The sequence below is a fragment of the Vibrio sp. TMPB1044 genome, assembly GCF_030442075.1.
GTDB classification, from domain to species: Bacteria; Pseudomonadota; Gammaproteobacteria; order Enterobacterales; family Vibrionaceae; genus Vibrio; species Vibrio satsumensis.
This window is the reverse complement of the sequence record NZ_JAUJED010000020.1, coordinates 123,749-140,731: the sequence shown is the minus strand read 5'-3', so window position 1 is coordinate 140,731 and position 16,983 is coordinate 123,749. Positions and strand designations below refer to the sequence as shown.

Here is a 16,983-nt window from a genome sequence, read left to right as displayed (position 1 = left end):
TAAGCCAAATTCAAATCACTATTGTTCCATCTCTCTCACTTCCGCTAGTGCTCTGTTTAAGTTTTCATTTGCTACTTTGTAGTAAGATGATTTTTTATCGATAGCTTGTTGTAAATATGGAACCGCCTGATCAGGTTTTCCTTGTAAGATCAGGAAGTAGCCAACGTTATTCAACGCTTCTGGGGCGTCCATGTGCCTCATGAACACGTTGGTGGCCTTTTTTATATCCCCAGAGGCTAAATAAATAAGTGCTAGATTATTCTGAGCTTTTTCATTATTCGGTTCTAACTCTAAGGCTGAACGCGTGTATTGATACGCTTCCTTGTAGTTACCATACATGTAGTGGGAGTAGCCCATATTCAACAAAGCTTTGACTGAGCTTTTATCTATCGTTAGTGACTTTTTGAAGTACTCTTGTGCGATCTGATGCTTTCCGTCAACATCTTCCAATACACCAATCCCCATATAAGCTAATGCTGGAGACATGCTGTCTACCTTCAAACTGGCCACTTCACTTTGGCTCAACGCTTGGTAATTTTGGATTGTTTCACTACTTTTCAAACGAACTTGGTCTGAATTTATCGCTTTAAAGAAATAGCTTCGACCTTCATCTGTACGGCGTTGCTTTGTATACAAAACACCTAACTGCTCCAATACTTCGGTGTGGGCTGGGTTAAAGTCTAGCGCAGCTAGGTAAGCTTTCTCGGCCAACGCATAATTACCGCGAGACGAATGTATTTGGCCAATAGTGAACAAAGTTTTATCGTGAAACTCTTTTTCAGGGAAGGACAAGGAACGTATATATTCATATAAGGCCAAGTCTATATTGTTGTCTCGCAGAGCAATGTCACCGCGCATAATTGCTTCTTTTTCATTTAGCGGTGGATCATCACTAGTCAAAGAATCGATTGGTTTACCAGAGTACAATTCTGCATCAAATTGATTAGTCGGTTCATCCGAAGAAGCACAACCAAGAAGCAAAATTGGCAATAGTAGTAGAAGAAACTTATTGTATAACATCATAAACTTGCTCCCGGCGCAGTTAATGCGTCCATTACGATCAATAGTCCTGGGCCAAGTGCGACAATGAAAAAGCAAGGCCAAATAAATATCAACATTGGGAATAACATTTTGGTCGGTATTTTCGCCGCAATTTCTTCAGCGGCTTGCTGACGTTTATCTCTAAAGTCTTCAGTATAATCACGGAGTGTTTGCGCTAAACTCCCCCCCATTCTCGATGCATGAGAAAGCAAAGAAACCAAACCTTCCAACTCGACTAAACCAGTTCGTTCGATAAGCTGCCTAAGCGCATCAGGCATAGTGACGCCCGCTTGAATTTTAGCAAATACAGTCTCTAGTTCATCCGCAAGTTCAGGTTGAGAGACATAGAGCTCAGACGCTACGCGCCCAAGAGCGGCATTAAAACCAAGCCCAGATTCGGTACACACAACAAGAAGATCAAGCGCATCAGGAACACCGTTTCTTATTTTTTTCTGACGCTCTTTTTGTAACTTACTCAGAACAATATTTGGCGTAAATGTTCCGAGAAAAACACAGGTCATGATGAGTAAGTTATTGTAGTCTCCACCCAACGATATGTAATAGACCATAAAAGCAGCGACGATACCTATTAAGCTAGATAAAACCTTCAACGCATAGAAAACTGATAATGAACTCTTCTCATGGAACCCAGCATGCATCAGCTTTTCTGAGTAAGTTTCATTATCTTTTTTATTACCTTTACTTATAAAAGGGCTTAATGATTCAAGCGTATTTGAGAAATTATAGGGCTTTCTTCCATCAGCCCTCCCTTCTTCAGATATTTGTCTTAGCTTCTTGTCTAAAGGAGATCGAGCACCTAAAAACAGAAATCCAACAGTCAATGTTAACAAGACAGTAGTAAGCAAAATCATCGCATAAATAACCACCTGAGAGCTGATCCCAAACTCTTCTAACATCTGCTTCCAGACTTCAATATTGAGTAGTTCCATAAGTTAAATCTCTATGCTAATGATCTTTTTAATCCACAAGGCCCCGATGGCCAAAAGAACAATACCGACACTGACCATCGATAAACCGCGCGGATCTTTATAAAGTGGCTCGATATACTCGGGACTAGCCACCCGTAATGCGAAAAACAAACCAAAAGGGGATAACGTTAAGATCCATGCTGATAAGCGACTTTCAGCAGAGAGTGTTTTTACCTTCCTTTCCAGTTTAAAACGCGCTCTAAGTACTTCAGATACCTTTTGCAGGTTCTCAGATAAGTTACCCCCAGTCTCTTTTTGCAACATTACGGCACTGGAAAAAGCCAGCATTGATACGGTGGGGACTCGTTCTGTCATCTGTAAAATCGCTAGACGTAAATCATAACCATAATTAAGTAAATTATAGGTGTTCTTAAATTCAGTACCTATTGGGTCAGGAAGCTCTTCGCCAACCTCATTAAATGATTGAACGAGCGGTTGTCCTGCTTGTAAGGCACGTCGAATAATATCCAACGCCTCAGGAAGTTGCTCTTCAAATCGAGCCATTCGGTAAGTCACTCGGTTTTGCACAAACAAGTAAGCAATGACCCAAACGAAAATGAATGCCGCTACACTTATGAACCACACTTGGTTAGTCATTATCGATATCAATGAGAGCAATACAGCACAAAGAGAAATAATCAGTAAGAATCGGCTTAAAGCCACTTTCATACCTGCGAGTTCCAACATTTTTTTCAAGCCCGCGAAAAAAGAGATAACGATGAGCTTACGGTCCAGCGGGGAGAGTTCTTTGTTATAGTGCTCTTTGAGTAATGACAAACTCTCTGCATCAATATTACGTTGCGTCTCTTTTAAGCGACGAGACAACTCTTTATGCTTCGCTTTCTTACCAGCAGCAGGTAACAACAACGCTTGGGAAATAAAAAGCACTGCGATAAACAATAGGCCTAATGAAACGCTTACATTGTCCATAATCTCTCCTTAACCTTTGGTCTCACTAAAGAGCTCGAAAGGCAGATCGAGTCCCCGTTTGACTAACTGATCATGATATTGAGGTACTACCCCCGTAGCAGTGAAATAGCCGATAATATTGCCGTCTTCATCAATACCTTTACGCTGAAAACGGAAAATTTCCGACATAGTAATCACCTCGCCTTCCATGCCGTTAATCTCTTGGATACTCACCATGCGGCGCTTACCATCCTCTTGTCGCTCCATTTGAACAACAAGATGGATAGCCGAAGCAATTTGAGCTCTTAAGTTTTTGGTTGAGATGTTCCATCCTGCCATGGAAAACATATTTTCGACCCGGCTTAGGGCATCACGAGGCGTATTAGCGTGAATCGTCGCAAGAGAACCATCGTGACCCGTATTCATTGCAGCTAACATATCAACAGCTTCACTGCCCCTCACCTCACCAACAACAATTCTATCAGGGCGCATACGCAAGGTATTTTTCACCAACTCTCTCTGACTGATCTCCCCCTTACCTTCCAAGTTAGCAGGGCGGGTTTCTAGACGAATAACGTGAGGTTGTTGAAGTTGTAATTCAGCCGAGTCTTCTATGGTAATGATTCGTTGGTCTCGCGGGATGAAACCAGAAAAGATGTTCAGTGTGGTCGTTTTCCCAGACCCCGTACCTCCTGAAATCAAGATATTGAGCTCTCCTTTAACCGCAGCCTCCACAAACTTAGCCATTTGAGGCGAAACTGAGTCATAGTCAATCAAGTTGTCCATCGTCAAACGGTCGACTGCAAAACGACGGATAGAAACGGAGGGGCCATCAAGAGCCAAAGGCGGGATAATTGCGTTAACACGTGAACCATCAACTAAGCGCGCATCTACCATAGGTGACGCTTCATCTATTCGGCGTCCTACTTGGCTTACTATGCGGTCGATAATGTTTCTCAGGTGTCGGTCATCAAGAAAAGTATAGGGCGTTTTTTCGAGTTTACCTCTTCGCTCCACATAAACACTTTTAGGCCCGTTAACTAATATATCTGACACGGTTTGATCAGCTAATAAAGGCTCCAACGGACCAAGGCCAAACACCTCATCTTCTATCTGTTTTATTACCCGCTTACGCCCTTCCGCACTGAGTGCGTGGCTACCATCTTCAGCCATTAACTGTACGATAGCTTCATGTAAATCTAGCTTAGCTCGCTCTTTCTCCAAGCTCGAAAGCAATCCTAAATCAAGAGTTTCCAGCAGCTGCTTATGAAAGAAGTGTTTGATTGATAACTCTTGCTCCAAAACCTTTCGAGCTTCATCGATCGCCTTTTCTTTCTCTACGTTTGCTTCTGAATTCCGAGAGTGGCTAGACGTTTCAACACTTGATAAACCTTCAACAGGATTGGCACCGTCTGAATCATGCGAAATCTGTTCTACTTTTTTTTCAAACTCTGGATTTACATTTTTTCGTTTAAAGAACATCACAATCCCTCGTGTTTACTTTTCATCAACCCATTATGAAAACAACTTTTTTAGCCACCCTTTCTCTTCCTGTTCTGGTGGTGATAGAACATGAGACAAATCGATGATAGAGCGAGTAATAGAGCTTTTCTTTCTCGACTGAACTAACGGCTGCCCCAAGTTGGCACTCTCCAGCGCAACTTTAAAATCGTTAGGCATAAGATGGATATTGTGATTACCCACCGCCTGCTCTACATCTTTTAACTTAATTGAATGTCGCTTTTCATAACGGTTGAGAATGACCTCTATTGAGTCACTTTGTAAGCCATACTCAAACTTCAGAGACTTAATTAGTCGACTTGTGTTTTTTACTGACACTAGGCTCTGTTGTAAAACCAAAAGTACTTTCGTCGCAGGTGATATTGCTGATGCAAACACGTGGTCTAAGCCTCTAGACAGGTCAATGATCACATAAGGGTAAAAACGACGCAGAATTGGAAGTAATCTGCCAATTTTCTGAGCCTGTTCGAAATCATCTGCGTTATTTTCATGCTTAAAGCTTAGAACATGCAGACCCGATTCATGTTTATTTACCAATGACCCCAAAGACATTTCATCCAAATCATTAGAACTGTTGATCGCATCCGAAACACTATAAGTGGGAGTTATGTTCAAATAATCAGGTATCACGCCAAATTGAAGATCGATATCGAGCAAAAGTACTTCATTAGGATGTTGCGTGGCCATCTCAATGGCAGTATTTAACGCTAAGGTGGTTGCTCCCATCCCTCCTTTAGTGTTCAAAAACAAGATAAACTCTCCGTAACTGGAGTTCTCAAGCTTTTCAGAGGCCGTTTTCTTCAAGAGTGGTAGTAGGTCCGATAGGGTCACATTGTGAGACAAAAAATCTGAAGCACCTAAACGCAGTGCGATTTTTAGTGACCCATTATCACTTTCATCACCGAGCACAACTAAAGACAAGTCCTTGTCTTCTAAAGACAAATCATACCCTTGCAACTCAACCATTTTTTGCGCCCAATTCCCGTGAGCTTCAACGAAAATAAGCTCTGGAACATCCGCACTTTTTAAGTATTCCTCACTCATTGCCGCAAGAGAAAACGACGTCACATGAACATTTCGGCATTTTTTTAGCTCTTGAGTCATATGCGAATGAAAGGCGTCAGTGCTGTAGACTAACCAAACCTTTAGATTCGTTCTTAAACGCGTTATATCCTTATCGTTTTCATTAGGCGTTATTTTGATCGCTTCCCCCATATATTCATCTCCTTTTAAATAACCGCTTATGGGCACCGATTTTTGATGTCTGTGCCAGCTTCAGCCCTTACCACCCCTAAGCTTTCTGCCGGCAGTATTGTTTCAAACGCAGGGGCTGCAAGAAATCCATTATTTCCTAGAAAGCTTAGGTTACTGATTAACTGAATGCCATAACCCGTAGCTCTAGCACGCACAAATTTAATGGTGCCAAATCCGGGATTAGTCTCGTAACCAGACGTAATTTCACTACCGCTCGCGTCTAAGTAAGCTACTTCTAAATTCGCATTAGTAAACCCAACAAGAGGAATATCATTCACCACCATTCCCGCAATATTATCTCTATCAAGGACGTAACAGACTGTCGCTAACCTAGCGGCCTTCCTAGTCGCCTCACTGACCATTTGCAGCGAAAATATATAGGCACCCAACGCTAAAATGAGAAAGAGCAGTAGAAAAATTAACGATGAGACTAAAGTGAATTCAATGATGGCAAGCCCTTTGACACGTCCTTTAAACCTTTTCATCACAGTACCCTCATCACCGAAGTGACACTTAACGGAATAGAAAAACTTGTGGCGGATAAAGGAATAGACAAAAACAACGGCACATAGTCATATGTCACGCTGACTCGTACATAGCTGTCAATAGAGGGTGGTGTTACCGTTACATCTGATGTCGTCAATGTAGATAACACAGCCGTCCCTACGCTGCTCTGGCCATAAACCACCACATTTTGAATCTCCAACGTTGGGGCAATAGTGCCACCTTTGGTATCGTAAACCTCACTAACAGCATATCGTGCGCCATTTTGTACAGATTTAGAGATAACATTGTAGTGAATCAAAATATTGCCAAGCTCGATCACCAACCCCAAAAAAAACAGTAACACAGGGGTCGCAATGACCATCTCAACAGCAGCAAAACCACGTTGATGTTTATTAGATAGTGTCATAATTACGACTCCCCGCTATCAGGGTCCTTATACAAAACAATCCTGTAAGCCCCTTCGGTTGTCGACTGATTACTACTAGAGCCACCAGTAACACTGCAAGAATGTATAAACTCACCAAAAACGGCGGGTGTACCTGAGTTGTTAGTTGGTGCTTTTTGCAACAAGAAAAAGCAGCCAATTTTATTCACTGTAAAGTCGGTAGAGCCGCCACTTTTACCCGAGCAGTCCACCATAGGTATAGGTAAAATACGACGCCAAGCAACACCATTAGATGCGCACCCAGAACCGCCACTTGCTATACAGGCATTGGTATCTAACTTATATTGAGCGTAATCGTAGCTATCATCGAAAGTGATCTCTCCAGTATTGGCATCAATCGTTATTTCATTGGTAGGTTCTGTGGTCACATAATCTGAAGGGTAATCAGATGCCGATAATCCACCGCCATAATCACCAAAACGAGTATTTAAACCATCACCTGTCGGACCAACCGTGCCGCCAGGTTTGGTTGTGATATCTTCACCAATTTTAACTGGCTGATCATAACTACCACCTAAGCCTTCTTTGATAGTGTTACCACCAGAACCAAAGTCCAGCAGGTGATAATTACCATTACCCATTTCAGATAGACTACTGTCTCCAACCTTTAAAGCGTGAACGGTTCCAACTTCATAACCGAACACATTGGTTATCTCTTCACCGGTTTCGTCATGATAACCATCTTCATTAACATCATTATCAGAAGTACCATCACCAATACACACTCCAATGGGTACAACATTATTATAAGCGAGGCCTGAACTCGGTCCTGCGACAGCACTTGCCGATACCACTTTTTCAAGACCAAACAGTTGAATAAAGAATTCGTCCATTTCTAGTGCATCTACGCGAACACGCACATAAACATCATCATTTGCACCAAAAGTTGCGCTGCCAGTAAAGTCCTGTGGATCATTGGAATAATCAATACCTATAGAAGCGGTAGAGAAATCAATTTCTTGGTTCCCGGTTGAAGCCGCCATAGCATTAAGTGCCGTACCCACTTCTGCGTCTACAGCGTCTTTATCTTTACTATTGTCTAATATGGTTGCGGCAGCCAACGCTGCAGAATCGACTGCATTTTGTAAGCGCGTTTTATTCACGACCATATGGTTTATGTCTACAGCTAGCGCTGAGACAGCTAGAAAAACCAACAAGGCAGCAGTAATCATCACCGCAACTAAGCCTTGTTGTTTTTTCGGGCTTTGTGATACTCGATACAACATGTGAGTACCTCCAGATTTAGTTAAAATCTTCTAAGATCTGGCTACTACTTCCGGACAGATCATTTTCACCTCTGCCTACATATCTGTCGTAACCAGTCTGCATCCGCTCCCCTGTACCATCAGGTACTTCGAGTAAATTCTCTTGGGTCGCATTAGGGTTATACGTTTGCTCTGTTTTCACTAGTGCTACCGAGTGCCCTAAACGAGCATCATTTGCACAGCCAACCAACACCATCACGAGAAAGACCATCATTATTCTAATCATATCTATCTCCTTATAAATCATGCCCAAATGAACCTTCACTACCACCATCGGTCGGTGATATATCCTGTGACGCTTGAGACTGTTCTGAATCAGATTCAGACGGTTCAGCTATATAAGCGCTTCGACCCAATAAGTAATATTCCAAGTCATTAGGATCAACAAAAGCATCGGTTGGTAACGTCACTTTCGTTCGATCAATAGGTTTAGCGAGTCGAGGAGTTACAAGAATAACGAGCTCTGTTTCACCAGATACATACTCTTGGCTATTGAAAAGCTGACCTAAAATCGGCACATCGCCAAAGCCTGGCATCTTGTTACTGATGTCCCTAACATTCTCACTCAGCAACCCCGCAATACCGATAGTTTGACCGTCGGCTAACTCAAGCGTCGATGACGCACTTCTTCGTGTAATCGGAGGGATAAAGTAAGTCGCATTGGTAGTACCAGGATCAATCGTTAACGAGCTACTATTGGCAATTTCACTCACATCAACCGCTAAGTTTAGGTTGATTTTTTTGTCACTGAGTACCGTTGGGATGAACTTTAAACCTACACCATACTCTTTGTACTCAATCGTAATACCATCCTCATCAGGCACTGGAATTGGAAATTCCCCACCAGCTAAAAACTCAGCCTTAGAACCACTTAATGCGGTTAAATTCGGTTCAGCCAATACCTTAGCGACCCCGTTTTGTTTTGCTACGTCCAGTGCGAAAGTAAACAATGTATTACTATCAATGAATGACCCTAATATGCCGTAGTCCGTCGACGTAGGAATATTAAAGATAGGCGTTGCTCCTAATACTCCTGCAGGTACGGAAGAGGCCCCCCAAGAAAAGTCAGACCCACTGGTTTGGAAGAAGTGGAAGTTTGCATCAAACTTTCTTACCAAGCTTCTTTGAACCTCGGCAACGGTTACCTCTAACATGACTTGTTGGGCCCCGCCAATGGACATCAAATTGATAACACCGGTAGCAGCGGCTTGCTCGCTACCACTTTCATTTGATTTGTCAGCGGTTTGCCCAGATGAATACGTTTCTGCAATTCGCATCGCGACATTCATTTGTTGTTGATTACTCACCTGACCGCTCAATAATAGACGGTTCTGCGCACTGTGCACTTCGATAGTTTCATCTGGAAGGAACTCATATAATTTAGCTTTGAGGCTATTAAGATCATGAGTAACCTCAATGTTAATAGACTCAATTAACCGACCTCGAGAGTCCCAAGCCATTAGGTTTGTCGCACCTAATTTTTTACCAATTAAAAACACTTCATTTGATTTTAAAATTACAATATCTAAAACATCAGGATCACCAAGAGAAACCTTCGCCGCTTTTCCCGACAGCACGACATGCGTAGATTTATGATGTGGAACCGTGACTGTTTTTCCCGTTTGTAACGCCGCAACACTGGCCGTCGAAATACAAATCAGGCTCAAAACACACGCAATTAATATTCTCATATTTCACCTCAATCCTTGACGCGCACATTAGATGTTTCTGTACCTTTGATAATGGTGACACTTGGTCTAGGCACATATCGACGAACCACTTTTTTCTCAACTTCATGTGGGTTTCTCAAAGTCAGCTGAATATCGCCTTTGCTTTTAGCCGTGAGAAGTTTCTCTGCCTCTTTCGGCGTCATCTCAAGTGTTACCGCTCGTACAATAATCGGACTGTTTTCTTTCGTTTTAGCCGTTTGGTCGACAGCCAAAACCTTGATGTCTTTTAATACTGTTTGAGTCGCTGCAGAATTTTTTCCGTAAGAAACGGTATTGAGAATATCAACCTTGTTACCCGGTAATAAGAAACCCGCCACACCAATAACATCATCAACACGTATCGTTACCGCACGTTTATTTTCAGGGATAAGAGCTGCAAGCGTTGACCCTTCTCCTGGTACAGTAAATCGTAACTTGTGAAGCACCTCTCCCGCATAGACAGTATTCGCAACAACCTTGCCAATCAGCTCTGCTTTATCCGAATAGTTATTTTCATTAATCCAATCAACTTCCATCAATCTGGTGGTTAAAAACTGATCCTCGATAATAGTTCCGGCTTCAATTTCTTGTGATGCGACAACAACGGGGTGACGCTCGACCGTTTCAACTTCAACGGTTGGCTGAACTTGATCATCCATCCACTGCTTAGCAAAAAATACAGCCGCTAAGCCGAATACTACGGACAGTAAAAACAGTAGGAAAACTTGACTCTTATTCATTATTCTCTTCCTCGTGTCCATCAGAGGTAAAATAGACTTCCCATGCCATGGAAAGAATATCGAATGTGATAACAGGTGGTAGCTGCTCAAACGAAAGAATATCTTTGCTTATACCAACGAGATCTTTCGGTAAACATGGGAAAAGTGGCACCTTAAGCAGCGTGTGCATTTGAGACAAACGCTCAAAGAAGCCGTCTTGAAGCTCTACTTCTCTATCAGCAACGACGCTCATCCATAAAGCTTCATAATCTCGCTGGTTAAGTGGCTTGAATTCAATCTTGTAACCTAAACGACGTAAAAAGGCGGGATCGCTTATTTTCTTTGGGTTTAGATTGGTAGAAAAGGCAAGAGTTAATACAAATGGCATCGTTATCTGCTGACCATTAGGCAGCGACAAATAGTCGAATGAGTACTCCATCGGTACAATCCAACGATTAAGAAGCGCATCCACCGGCATAGGCTGACGACCAAGGTCATCAATGACAAAAATCCCATTATTTGCCATCATTTGTACTGGGGCTAACCAGACTCGACTATTTTCTGAATGATTAACTTCAAGCATATCCATAGTCAGTTCACCCCCAACTTGGATATTTGGCCTTTCACAATTAAGCCAACGCTTGTCGTATTGATCTTTGAGAGAAATACTTTGATCACTGCCGTTACTATCCAACGGTTTATGATGTTGTGCAGAAAACACCTTGATAATATTACCTAAGGCATAGACTGCATAAGGGATAAACACAGAGGTGTGCAGCGCATTGACAATTCGGCTCGCGACAAAGGTTTTACCAGTACCAGCGTGCCCATATAACAACAAAGCACGTCCAGAATTGATTGCAGGCCCTAGCACTGAAATCATTTTATCGACACCATATACATCATCCAGAGCAGCTTCGACATGTGGTCTAGTGACTAGCTCTACTCTCAGGTCTTGCTGTTTGACCACATCACTGTACTGGTCAAGCGAAACTGGCGCGGGCCCTAAATAAGCATCACGTTTAAAGGCAAGATCAGCTTCTTCCAGCCCTTTTTCAGAAAGGGAGTAACGGACATGACTATGGGAAACTGATGATAGAGAAAGATCTGAGGTAGGCTGAAATACCTCAATTAACGACTTTTTCCTTAAAACGGCCAAAGCACTTTCCACAATATGGGTGACAACACACATATAATTAGAGAGTTCTAACACATCCGACTTAGGGTAAGCAGACAAATGCTTGAGTACAAGGTTTTCAATAACGACTTCAGGAACACCCAACATATCAATAGATGTAGGAACGGCTGGGGCTGAAATTTGAGGCTTCAAAGTTGTTGGAGCAGTACGCCCTATAATATCCATATATTATTCCTCTCCACAAAGCTAACCAACAACAGGTTTAAGTAAAGTAGCTATACATCGCTAATCCCATAACAACAGAGGGTGCAAAAGGCATCGTCACCTTATTTGAATACCTAGCGTGCAAACTAGTACTTTCATTTGATACTGGTGCTACTCCACCAAGCACAATTAGCTTATTTTCAAAATAGCCTTTGATACTAAGACTGTTCGAGTTGGAAAAATTATATAGCAAGTAGAAAGTCCCGATCACTCCAGCAGAAAGTAAGATAAAGTACGATGCATCAAGTAATTGTCCCCACCCAAGATACATCCCTACAATACCTAATAGCTTCACATCTCCTGCAGACATAGCTCTTAAAAAATATAAGAGTAATCCAAAACAAAAAAACACCACGAATCCAACTAAGGACATTAAAAAAACATCAAAGGTGTAATTGCGGTTAAACATTGATAAAAAGTACACAAACAAAAACAGTATCAATATTTTGTTTGGTATACGATGTTTCTCAACATCGTATACCGAAACTGCAATTAGCAATGCCCAAAAAACTGAAGGCTCATTAATCATATATTTAATTCATACACTCGAAAAAATGCTCTGGATTTTGCTAAGTAAGGCTGTCGCCATCCCAGAAAAAACCAATCCTATAGCAATGACAAGTAACGCAGCAGCGATAATGTAGGCAACCGAAGTAAGCCCTCTTTGCAGCTTCACTCCTAACCGATCATAGACCATTAACAATACTGTTCAGTTTCGCTGCGAGTGTAGCCCCTAAACCAGAAAATACAGTTGTTAAACCTAATACCAATAAAGCTGCACCGATTACATACTCGATTACAGTCAACCCTTCTTCATCTTTCATGAATTCTTTACAATTATTCAAAAACTTATCCATGAGAACCTCTCCTTGATTTGCGTATCAGGCTTTGTTTACCTGTAAACTAAATCTAGAGGTGAGAGATATATTAGGTTAGGATTTTCTTGCCATTTACTTGCACTTTTTTGTGGTACTTCTAATCTAATTATTATGCTTCGTTATTTGTCTATTTTTTAACTCACAATTTAATATGAAATAGAGTTGGTATCTATATGAAAGTAGTCACACCTTTATTATCAGATAAAGACAGTGATTTTAATGCTGTTATTATCAATAAAATAAGCCACTACTTCCCCATTAAGAATTGTAAGCAAGATATATCTGTAATCAGTAACTTAGATGTAAGACTGGTATTTTTTATATTGAATAGACCTGACAAACTTCAACTACTTACAATGGCATTATCTATTTGTGAAAACTTGAACAAGAGAATTGTCATTATTTGTTCAGATTCGTTACCTAATATCATTCGAAATCATAAGAATATATTTTTCATTATCGAAACAAACAGTAATCATCTGACCAGTACATTCGAAGAGCTTAAGAGTAAAACACAGCATATCTTCGAATCCCACTTCGATCTCGACAGAAACATAAATAACAATAATCAACTACCTGCAAAGTTGTTTACTTCAGAAGTCGTTAACTTTGTCATGGACAATATCAACAAAGAAATTAGAGAAACAGAGATCGCTGAGAAGTGTCATTGTTCTACAACCTACTTTTCGAAAAAGTTTCATCTACACTTTGGGGTAAGCTTTAGAGACTTTGTTTGTGATAAACGCATTCTACTCGCCAAAAAATTGATTGAAGCGGATACCGAATCAAAAATTGCCGTAATTGCCTATCAATGTGGATACAAGGACGTGTCATATTTTTCGAGAATTTTTAAGAAAAGGACCGGAGTAACACCTGCAAGTTACAGACGTGCCTGCACAGATAACAGAAAACGCTAATTTTACTCCCTAAAAGAAAAAATCATGGTACATTTAACATGATTTTAACAAAAATAACTTAGCGAAAAACATGGAGTTAGACAATGATTCAGCCTAACGAGTTTAGCCAAGAAAACGCAACAGCTCTCCCAACACCAAATGAAATGATCCTAAAATGGGCAGAAGAACGCCCAAATGAGGTCTATTTAAAACAAATTATTAACCGCCAATTTGTCGAATTTACTTATCAAGAAGTGGCCGATAAAGCACTGAAACTGGCGTCAGCATTAGAAGGACTCGGAGCCCAATCAGGCGATCGAATAGCTCTCGTCTCGAAAAACTGTGCAGAGTGGTTTATCTGCGATCTTGCCATGATGTTAGGAGATTTTGTCAGCGTCCCAATCTTTCCAACAGCTGGTGCAGATACCATCCAATACTGTATTGAGCACAGTGAAAGTAAAATAGTGATTGCAGGTAAGCTAGATGATCCTGCTGCTACCCAAAAGGTATTGGATGACAATCCGGACTTAATCAGCATCTCTCTACCATACGATACGGCAGCCAAATGCCAACACACATTTGAACAGCTGATCGATACGCATGAACCATCCACCAAACGTCCTCAACATCACGACGGCAAGCTAATGTCATTAGTGTATACATCAGGCACCTCTGGATTACCCAAAGGGGCAATGCTTACATACGGCGCCTTTACATGGTCAGTTCAAAGGCTGATCGACCATATTGGTATCCAACCCGGCGATCGCCTGTTTTCTTACCTACCGCTTGCTCATATTACAGAACGCGTTTACATCTTTGGTTCTTCAGTAATGGGTGGCGTGGTCACGGCTTTCCCTGAGTCTTTAGACACGTTTATTGATGATGTGAAAATGCATCGTCCTACTCTGTTCATTTCAGTTCCTCGTTTATGGACGCTGTTCCAACAGCGAATCCAAGACAAATTGCCACAGAAGAAACTGAACTTCTTACTTAAGATTCCGTTTATCAACAACATCATTAAGAAGAAGCTTGCCGATGGCCTAGGCTTGGATCAAGCTCGTGTTCTTGGATGTGGCTCTGCGCCTGTATCACCAGCTCTACTTGCATGGTATGAAAGTGTTGGTCTGCACATTACCGAGGCATGGGGAATGACAGAGTCTTTCGCCTACAGCACGATTAATCACCCTTTTAGAGCTGACAAAATTGGTACTGTAGGTAACGCAGGCCCGGGGATCGAACTCAAAATTGCAGAGGACGAAGAGATTTTGGTTCGAAGCAAGGGCATGTTCTCTGGTTATTACAAAAATGACATTGCAACCCAAGAGTCTTTTAACTCTGATGGCTGGCTGCATACTGGTGATATTGGTGATATCGACAGCGAAGGCTACCTAACTATTCGTGGACGTAAAAAAGATACCTTTAAAACCGCGAAAGGTAAGTTTGTTGCTCCTGTACCTATCGAGAACAAACTCTTTGAATACAGCCGCGTAGAAATGATGTGTTTGATCGGTTTAGGCTTACCTGGTCCTATTTTGCTTGTCGTTCCACACGACTTCCCTAATTTTGATCGAGCCCGTTATGAGAAAACCACCAAGCGTGTTATCGAAAAAATGAACGAACAACTCGCCTCACATGAGAAGATCAAAGGTGTATTGATGATTAAGGAACCGTGGAGTATTGAGAATGGCGTGTTAACTCCTACTCTTAAGATCAAACGACATATCCTTGAGCAGAAGTACCACGAAGTCGGTCATAACTGGCCGAAAGATAAATTGGTAGTTTGGGAAGAGTAATCAAAATCGAGAGGGAGCCATCACGGCTCCTTTTTTTGGCAGCAAAGTACGCTCAACCTTAGATTAGCCAGTCCCTCCCCTAACACTCCCACTCACTCCCAAAACGATTTCTTCAGTTCCTTATCAACTTGTTCCTGTGTAATCCCGACATCTCTCAACAAATACTCTGGTAGCTCAGACAGCTGCTTTCTGGTTCTACGATTTTGAAAGTACATGCCTAATTTAGAATAGAATTTCTTAATTGATAATGATGACAAAAATGAATGGTTGGTATTTGCGGTTGCTGTGATCGTATTCATAGCCTTTCTCCTGTTGATCTTTCGCTTTGTTATGGTCAATAATCGACCAATAGAGCAACATCGACAAACGATAGATACTGGCATTCAGTTAAGGAAAACTAATGTGAGAGAGCGCACCCCACCTTTCCAAGGGATATACTATTTTTATACTGCGGCTGAAACAGGCAGTTTTAAGCTTGCAGCAGAAAAGCTATTTGTCACGGCTGCAGCAGTCAGCCAACAAATTCGCCAACTTGAAGAATGGTTAGGCGCAGACCTGTTTATTCGTCAGCACCGAAAAATAGTACTCACTCATGAAGGTGAAGTGCTTTACCTGCAAGCTAAGAAAGGCTTTGCTCATATTCAAGATGGAGTAAGACGAATAAACCAAGACCCCAACCCCACTCAATTGTCGATTTCGACCGTGCCCTCTTTTGCACAACATTGGTTAGTACCTAGAATTGGCGACTTCCGCGACCGTCATCCAGATTTATCGATGTTAATAGAACCGACCAACAAACTGGTTACCTTTGAAGACTCGGCTGTCGATGTCTGTGTTCGATATGGTCATGGTAACTACCCAAACATTGAATCACGTTGGTTGATGGACGAAGTGGTTTACCCTGTCTGCCATCCTATCTATCAAGAAAAATATGGAATCTATGACATCAGCGATCTGCATAAAGCAGAGTTAATTGAAGACCGTTGGCCTGATATGGACTGGAATCTATGGTTAGACGTTGTTGGGGCGAAAGCAGGCCGTTCGTCACTGCAATTTGACGGCTCACATTTTGTTTTAGAGGGTGCATTATCCGTTCAGGGCGTAGCCTTGGTTAAGCACAGCTTGGTGTATCGCTATTTGCAGGAAAAGAAACTCGTCCGAATCGGTAATATCGCTCTGAAGCCTAAATACAATTATTTTTTATGTGCACCTCCAGGTTACTTCCATCGAGAAAAGATAAAACGATTCGAAGAATGGATGCAGGCTCAAGTTAAATTGTTTGGTGATACAGGTAGAGAAGAATTGTCGATTATCCACACCGATTACGAACTTAAATGGTCTGATAATTCATAAAGCGAAACTGGTATACTTAGCTCAAATAAATGGCGAGAACATCTCATGACACAAGAAAATAACCCACTTCACGGTATCACTCTTCAAAAGCTACTGACTGAATTGGTTGAACATTACGGTTGGGAAGAGTTGAGTTACATGGTCAACATCAACTGTTTCAAAAAAGACCCGAGTATTAAATCTAGCCTAAAGTTTTTGCGTAAAACCGACTGGGCTCGTACCAAAGTAGAGCAGATCTACATTGATTTAAAACGCTAGTCCCCTCTTCTCCCGCTCTATCTAAATCTGTCCCGTATCTATTA

19 protein-coding genes are annotated in these 16,983 nt (G+C 41.7%); 4 read left to right on the top strand and 15 right to left on the bottom strand.

Annotation, left to right across the window (positions count from 1 at the left end; all coding sequences use genetic code 11):
• Positions 1-18 precede the first annotated feature (18 nt).
• The 14 genes from QQ041_RS14265 to QQ041_RS14200 form a co-directional block, all read right to left on the bottom strand.
• On the bottom strand, positions 19-1,023 hold the full coding sequence (locus QQ041_RS14265; protein ID WP_019824863.1) for a lipopolysaccharide assembly protein LapB: 1,005 nt from the start codon (positions 1,021-1,023) through the stop codon (positions 19-21).
• Positions 1,020-1,991 (bottom strand): type II secretion system F family protein, encoded by a 972-nt coding sequence (locus QQ041_RS14260; protein ID WP_285954274.1) that lies wholly within the window; start codon positions 1,989-1,991, stop codon positions 1,020-1,022. The genes QQ041_RS14265 and QQ041_RS14260 overlap by 4 nt, the downstream gene beginning before the upstream one ends.
• A gap of 3 nt (positions 1,992-1,994) precedes the next feature.
• Positions 1,995-2,960 (bottom strand): type II secretion system F family protein, encoded by a 966-nt coding sequence (locus tag QQ041_RS14255; protein WP_048615562.1) that lies wholly within the window; start codon positions 2,958-2,960, stop codon positions 1,995-1,997.
• Between the two features lie 9 nt (positions 2,961-2,969).
• The gene (locus tag QQ041_RS14250; RefSeq protein WP_285954273.1) at positions 2,970-4,421 is read right to left on the bottom strand and encodes a CpaF family protein; all 1,452 of its coding nucleotides are present in this window, start codon (positions 4,419-4,421) and stop codon (positions 2,970-2,972) included.
• Positions 4,422-4,454: 33 nt separating this feature from the next.
• Complete coding sequence (locus tag QQ041_RS14245) at positions 4,455-5,675, bottom strand: AAA family ATPase (protein WP_285954272.1); 1,221 nt, start codon at positions 5,673-5,675, stop codon at positions 4,455-4,457.
• Positions 5,676-5,701: 26 nt separating this feature from the next.
• Positions 5,702-6,199, bottom strand: coding sequence for a TadE/TadG family type IV pilus assembly protein (locus tag QQ041_RS14240; RefSeq protein WP_029405623.1), 498 nt, complete (start codon positions 6,197-6,199; stop codon positions 5,702-5,704).
• Positions 6,199-6,627: a TadE/TadG family type IV pilus assembly protein gene (locus tag QQ041_RS14235; protein ID WP_019824856.1), complete on the bottom strand. Its 429-nt coding sequence runs from the start codon at positions 6,625-6,627 to the stop codon at positions 6,199-6,201. Before QQ041_RS14235 ends, QQ041_RS14240 begins: the two co-directional genes overlap by 1 nt.
• Before the next feature lie 2 nt (positions 6,628-6,629).
• A complete protein-coding gene (locus QQ041_RS14230; RefSeq protein ID WP_019824855.1) occupies positions 6,630-7,892 on the bottom strand; it encodes a pilus assembly protein TadG-related protein in 1,263 nt (420 codons plus the stop codon).
• Positions 7,893-7,908: 16 nt separating this feature from the next.
• A complete protein-coding gene (locus QQ041_RS14225) occupies positions 7,909-8,178 on the bottom strand; it encodes a hypothetical protein (protein WP_029405622.1) in 270 nt (89 codons plus the stop codon).
• Positions 8,168-9,622 carry a type II and III secretion system protein family protein gene (locus QQ041_RS14220; protein WP_146492034.1) on the bottom strand — a complete coding sequence of 485 codons (1,455 nt, stop codon included), beginning with the start codon at positions 9,620-9,622 and terminating at the stop codon, positions 8,168-8,170. Before QQ041_RS14220 ends, QQ041_RS14225 begins: the two co-directional genes overlap by 11 nt.
• Positions 9,623-9,630: 8 nt before the next feature.
• A complete protein-coding gene (cpaB, locus tag QQ041_RS14215) occupies positions 9,631-10,380 on the bottom strand; it encodes a Flp pilus assembly protein CpaB (protein ID WP_048605624.1) in 750 nt (249 codons plus the stop codon).
• Positions 10,373-11,722 (bottom strand): AAA family ATPase, encoded by a 1,350-nt coding sequence (locus QQ041_RS14210; RefSeq protein ID WP_285954271.1) that lies wholly within the window; start codon positions 11,720-11,722, stop codon positions 10,373-10,375. The genes cpaB and QQ041_RS14210 overlap by 8 nt, the downstream gene beginning before the upstream one ends.
• A 37-nt stretch (positions 11,723-11,759) precedes the next feature.
• Positions 11,760-12,290, bottom strand: coding sequence for a prepilin peptidase (locus tag QQ041_RS14205; protein WP_146492032.1), 531 nt, complete (start codon positions 12,288-12,290; stop codon positions 11,760-11,762).
• A gap of 157 nt (positions 12,291-12,447) precedes the next feature.
• Positions 12,448-12,618, bottom strand: coding sequence for a Flp family type IVb pilin (locus QQ041_RS14200; protein ID WP_102480233.1), 171 nt, complete (start codon positions 12,616-12,618; stop codon positions 12,448-12,450).
• Positions 12,619-12,812: 194 nt separating this feature from the next.
• Between QQ041_RS14200 and QQ041_RS14195 the strand changes: the two genes are divergently transcribed.
• On the top strand, positions 12,813-13,556 hold the full coding sequence (locus QQ041_RS14195; RefSeq protein ID WP_285954270.1) for an AraC family transcriptional regulator: 744 nt from the start codon (positions 12,813-12,815) through the stop codon (positions 13,554-13,556).
• Positions 13,557-13,639: 83 nt separating this feature from the next.
• Positions 13,640-15,328 (top strand): AMP-binding protein, encoded by a 1,689-nt coding sequence (locus QQ041_RS14190; RefSeq protein WP_285954269.1) that lies wholly within the window; start codon positions 13,640-13,642, stop codon positions 15,326-15,328.
• A gap of 92 nt (positions 15,329-15,420) precedes the next feature.
• On the opposite strand, the gene QQ041_RS14185 is transcribed toward QQ041_RS14190, so the two are convergent.
• Complete coding sequence (locus QQ041_RS14185) at positions 15,421-15,627, bottom strand: DUF1127 domain-containing protein (protein WP_048658140.1); 207 nt, start codon at positions 15,625-15,627, stop codon at positions 15,421-15,423.
• A 103-nt stretch (positions 15,628-15,730) separates the two neighbouring features.
• On the opposite strand from QQ041_RS14185, the gene QQ041_RS14180 reads away from it, so the two are divergent.
• Both QQ041_RS14180 and QQ041_RS14175 read left to right on the top strand, forming a co-directional pair.
• On the top strand, positions 15,731-16,681 hold the full coding sequence (locus QQ041_RS14180; RefSeq protein ID WP_146492029.1) for a LysR substrate-binding domain-containing protein: 951 nt from the start codon (positions 15,731-15,733) through the stop codon (positions 16,679-16,681).
• Positions 16,682-16,726: 45 nt separating this feature from the next.
• Positions 16,727-16,939, top strand: a complete 213-nt coding sequence (locus tag QQ041_RS14175) for a VF530 family DNA-binding protein (RefSeq protein ID WP_017106559.1) — start codon at positions 16,727-16,729, stop codon at positions 16,937-16,939.
• The last annotated feature ends 44 nt before the right edge of the window (positions 16,940-16,983 follow it).

Coding starts and splice junctions, on each gene's coding strand:
- QQ041_RS14200 (WP_102480233.1), bottom strand. CDS start 12,618: ATGGATAAGTTTTTGAATAATTGTAAAGAATTCATGAAAGATGAAGAA.
- QQ041_RS14195 (WP_285954270.1), top strand. CDS start 12,813: ATGAAAGTAGTCACACCTTTATTATCAGATAAAGACAGTGATTTTAAT.
- QQ041_RS14250 (WP_285954273.1), bottom strand. CDS start 4,421: ATGTTCTTTAAACGAAAAAATGTAAATCCAGAGTTTGAAAAAAAAGTA.
- QQ041_RS14190 (WP_285954269.1), top strand. CDS start 13,640: ATGATTCAGCCTAACGAGTTTAGCCAAGAAAACGCAACAGCTCTCCCA.
- QQ041_RS14255 (WP_048615562.1), bottom strand. CDS start 2,960: ATGGACAATGTAAGCGTTTCATTAGGCCTATTGTTTATCGCAGTGCTT.
- QQ041_RS14265 (WP_019824863.1), bottom strand. CDS start 1,023: ATGATGTTATACAATAAGTTTCTTCTACTACTATTGCCAATTTTGCTT.
- QQ041_RS14230 (WP_019824855.1), bottom strand. CDS start 7,892: ATGTTGTATCGAGTATCACAAAGCCCGAAAAAACAACAAGGCTTAGTT.
- QQ041_RS14245 (WP_285954272.1), bottom strand. CDS start 5,675: ATGGGGGAAGCGATCAAAATAACGCCTAATGAAAACGATAAGGATATA.
- QQ041_RS14185 (WP_048658140.1), bottom strand. CDS start 15,627: ATGAATACGATCACAGCAACCGCAAATACCAACCATTCATTTTTGTCA.
- QQ041_RS14260 (WP_285954274.1), bottom strand. CDS start 1,991: ATGGAACTACTCAATATTGAAGTCTGGAAGCAGATGTTAGAAGAGTTT.
- QQ041_RS14235 (WP_019824856.1), bottom strand. CDS start 6,627: ATGACACTATCTAATAAACATCAACGTGGTTTTGCTGCTGTTGAGATG.
- QQ041_RS14175 (WP_017106559.1), top strand. CDS start 16,727: ATGACACAAGAAAATAACCCACTTCACGGTATCACTCTTCAAAAGCTA.
- QQ041_RS14210 (WP_285954271.1), bottom strand. CDS start 11,722: ATGGATATTATAGGGCGTACTGCTCCAACAACTTTGAAGCCTCAAATT.
- QQ041_RS14205 (WP_146492032.1), bottom strand. CDS start 12,290: ATGATTAATGAGCCTTCAGTTTTTTGGGCATTGCTAATTGCAGTTTCG.
- QQ041_RS14240 (WP_029405623.1), bottom strand. CDS start 6,199: ATGAAAAGGTTTAAAGGACGTGTCAAAGGGCTTGCCATCATTGAATTC.
- QQ041_RS14225 (WP_029405622.1), bottom strand. CDS start 8,178: ATGATTTATAAGGAGATAGATATGATTAGAATAATGATGGTCTTTCTC.
- cpaB (WP_048605624.1), bottom strand. CDS start 10,380: ATGAATAAGAGTCAAGTTTTCCTACTGTTTTTACTGTCCGTAGTATTC.
- QQ041_RS14220 (WP_146492034.1), bottom strand. CDS start 9,622: ATGAGAATATTAATTGCGTGTGTTTTGAGCCTGATTTGTATTTCGACG.